At 64.0% G+C, this 3,488-nt stretch carries 3 protein-coding genes; 2 read left to right on the top strand and 1 reads right to left on the bottom strand.

Features of this window, described 5'->3' with window-relative positions:
* Both DRB19_RS29230 and DRB19_RS29220 read left to right on the top strand, forming a co-directional pair.
* On the top strand, positions 1-1,320 hold a 1,320-nt coding region (locus DRB19_RS29230), incomplete at its 5' end, for a tetratricopeptide repeat protein (RefSeq protein WP_114189449.1).
* A 560-nt stretch (positions 1,321-1,880) separates the two neighbouring features.
* Positions 1,881-2,630, top strand: coding sequence for a calcium-binding protein (locus DRB19_RS29220; protein ID WP_114189447.1), 750 nt, complete (start codon positions 1,881-1,883; stop codon positions 2,628-2,630).
* A gap of 152 nt (positions 2,631-2,782) precedes the next feature.
* On the opposite strand, the gene DRB19_RS29215 is transcribed toward DRB19_RS29220, so the two are convergent.
* Complete coding sequence (locus DRB19_RS29215; protein ID WP_114189450.1) at positions 2,783-3,313, bottom strand: hypothetical protein; 531 nt, start codon at positions 3,311-3,313, stop codon at positions 2,783-2,785.
* Positions 3,314-3,488 lie beyond the last annotated feature (175 nt).

The raw sequence follows: 3,488 nt of genomic DNA, 5'->3' as shown, positions 1-3,488 counted from the left end.
CAGGGCAAGCTTGACTGCGACTACGAATACCTCGGCGAACGCACGCTCAAGAACATGGAGCGGCCGGTGCGACTGTACCGCCCCCTTCTGGAAGGGACGACCTCACGAACGGCATCGCCCAGGCCCGCACTTCCGGACCGCCCATCCATTGCCGTGCTGCCGTTCAACGCCATGAGTGCCGACCCGGAGCAGGACTTCTTCAGCGATGGGTTGACCGAGGACATCACCACCGCGCTATCCAAGCTCAAGGGCTTCTTTGTGATCGCCCGCAACACGATGGTCACCTACAAGGGAAAGCCCGTGGATGTGCGCGCCATCGGGCGCGAACTCGGGATCCGCTACGTTCTCGAGGGGAGCGTCCGCAAGTCCGGCAACCGCGTCAGGGTGACCGCGCAGCTCATCGATGCGGCCTCCGAAGCCCATCTCTGGGCCGAGCGGTACGACGGCGACCTCGGTGACATCTTCGTCATTCAGGACGAAATCACCGCAAGCGTCGTCGGCCGCATCGGGCCGGAACTCCTGGCGGCAGAGCATGCCCGTGAAAGCCCCAAGCCGCATCATGGCCTCGATGCCTGGGAATGTGTCGTGCGGGCGGTGTTCCTGTGTTCCCAGTTGTCTGAGGAGAGCAGCCGGAAGATGCTTCCCCTGCTCGATCGGGCCATCGGACTGGCTCCCGATTATGCCCAGGCGCTCGCCATGAAAGGTTGGATTACGATGTGGCGCGCGTTTCAGGGGTGGGAGGACATGGGGTGCGCCCTGGCCCTTGCCGGGGGTGTCGTCCAGCAGGCCATTGCCGCGGACGACAAGGAACCGTGGGCTTACCTTGCGCAGACGATGACGGCCTATGCAACGCGTGACGATGCTCTGGGGATGGCAGCGGTCAGCCAGGCTGTCGCGATCAACCCCAACTCCGCGTTTGCACACGGCCAGTTGGGACTTGTGCATGCCAACGGGGGCCGCGCAGCGGACGCCATTCCTTGCATCGACTACGCTCTCAGACTGAGCCCGCGCGAGGCTTTCCTCGGCGACTTTCAGTTCTACTACGCCATGGCTCACTTCCAGGGCGCGCATTACGAGCTTGGATTGAGGTACGCACGGGAGGCCCATCGCCTGCGGTCCGGCCACGCGTATCCGCTCGTCGTCGGCACCGCCTGTGCCGGACTTCTGGACAACCAGGAAGCTGCCACGGAAATGCTCCGACGGCTCAAGTCGCTCGTCCCCGATATCTCACGGGACTGGGTCGGAGCAACATCTTGTTTCGTCCACGCCGAGGATCGGGCGCGCCTGGTCGAGGGACTTGCCCGTGCTGGCCTGGATTGACGGGCTGGGGTCATCTCGAGAACAGACCGCTTGTTGGTGAAGAGTGTTCCCGGCAGGCCATCTCGACGACTTTCGGAGGCGTCTTGGGGTGGAAGCCCATCGCGCGGCCGCCCCACCAAAGGTGCCAACATGAAGGTCGCTTCAGCTATCGCCGAAACGCTCCCCGTGATTGGCTCATCGCGAGTAAGGGCGTCCAGACGCTGGAAGGCGTTGCTCACGTCTGGTGGCGTTTGCTACCGAATGCAGGGGCGATCTAGAGCATCGTGCGGAAAATTCGCCAGCGGAGCCCTCCGGGACTGCTCTCACCCATGGGTTCTTCAGGGACCTCACTCTCATCCTGCGACAGATGACACTGGGCCGGACCCGCCTCATCCCGAATAGATGCACAATGCTCCGATGGCGGCGGAAGCAGGAGTGTTATGCTGACCGGATCTCCATTGCGCTGAAGGATTTCAGCGCCGAAGCGGGCCTTGCCTTCGGCCGCGAGATTGGACTTGGCCAGGCAGGGGACCCGCAATGAGGGGACAGGCGAATGTGGGGGTGGTCATGCGGAGGATAAGATGGCAATTCTCCTTGGGAATGACTGGCCGAACCTGATCCGTGGCACCAACGCGTCCGATTCGATCTGGGGCTACGGTGATGACGACGATCTCTACGGCTATGATGGCGACGATGATATCTATGGTGGCTGGGGCTACGATGTCCTCGTCGGCGGCAACGGCGACGATTACCTGAACGGCGGCGACGGCGATGACGACCTCTATGGCGGCGCGGCGCAGGATCGCCTCATCGGAGGGGCCGGCTACGATCTCCTGTTCGGTCAATCGGGCAATGACGATCTCTACGGGCAATCCGGCTACGACGACCTCTTTGGGGGCTCGGGGCTGGATTACCTGAACGGCGGCTCCAGCGACGACTGGCTCGACGGGGGAAGCGGACGGGACTGGCTCGTCGGGGGCACGGGCGTCGACATTTTCTATTTCAAAAGGGGTTCGTCCGGCATCACCACCGCGAGCGCCGACACCATCGCCGACTGGCGCCCGAGATTGGACTGGATCGACATGAGCATCCGTGGGACGTCAGGCAATCACCGTGAAGCCAGCACGACCGCGACCTCGATCGAAGCCGCCGCCGCTCAGGCCGAAAGCAGGTTCACGAGTGCAAGCATCGTGCATGTGTTTCTCTACAACGCCGCAGCGGACCGCGGCTATCTGCTGTCCGATCTTAACAACGACAACCGCTACGAGACCGGCGTGATCATCCTTGGGGCCGGCAGGGCGGCCGACATGGACTATCGTTGGATCCTCTGACCGGCTGGAGCATCGGACCCGGAAAGTGGCCTTGCGCGTCCGGGACCCGTCCGATGCTCCTTTCCTTCCTGATCGCATCGCGCGGACCTTGGCGTCCGCGCGATGCGATCGGTGACCTCAACGGGATGGCCTCCGCGTGCCGAAGGGACGGCTCAATATTCGCAGACCTGGACGCGGCGTCGGACAACCCGGCCCCATGGATCGGTGACCCAGCGTCGGACCCAGTAGCACTCGCCGCCGTAGGACACCCCCGAGTAGAGGTGCGGGTCGCCGTAATAGCCATCGGAGAAGGGGTAGCTCAGCGCCCCCAATGTCAGGCCCGCCAGCAGCGCCCCGCCGTAGTAGGGATAGCCCCAGCCGCGGCGATAGTAGCCGGCATAATAGGGATAGCCCCAGCCGCGACCATAGGGCCGGCCGACGTTGATCACGCGGCCGTAGCCGCCGAAGCCGGGCCCGGCGAGGGCCGGGCGGAACCCGCCGGGGCGCATGCCGATGGCGCCGCCGCCGAAGCCTGGCCGGCCAATGCCCGCCATGGGCGGGCGGAACGACACTGGCCCTGCGCCGCCTCGGAAGCTCGGCGCGCCCCCTCGGAACCCAAACCCGCCCCGTTGAGCTGCCGCCTCGTCCGGGATGAGAAAGGCGCTTGCGGCAAGCGCACTCAATGCCACGAGAGACCTCTTCATCGCCATCCTCCGTGTCATCAACGGACGGCATTGTAGCACGATTAGGTCCGTCGTTCCCTTCCCATTCCGACGAGCGTCTATTGTGGAGTCCGATGCGCTAAAGCATCGGACGGTTAAACAGACGCATATCCGGCTGCCTTGAGGTAGTTCCAGCACTCCTGAGGCTCGAACAAGT

The sequence above is a fragment of the Microvirga aerophila genome (assembly GCF_003332305.1).
Lineage (GTDB): Bacteria > Pseudomonadota > Alphaproteobacteria > Rhizobiales > Beijerinckiaceae > Microvirga > Microvirga aerophila.
Note: the sequence above shows the minus strand (reverse complement) of the source record. Positions and strands in the feature narration are given on the sequence as shown.

Excerpts from the sequence above, each read along its gene's own strand:
- DRB19_RS29220 (WP_114189447.1), top strand. The coding sequence starts at position 1,881 with ATGGCAATTCTCCTTGGGAATGACTGGCCGAACCTGATCCGTGGCACC.
- DRB19_RS29215 (WP_114189450.1), bottom strand. The coding sequence starts at position 3,313 with ATGAAGAGGTCTCTCGTGGCATTGAGTGCGCTTGCCGCAAGCGCCTTT.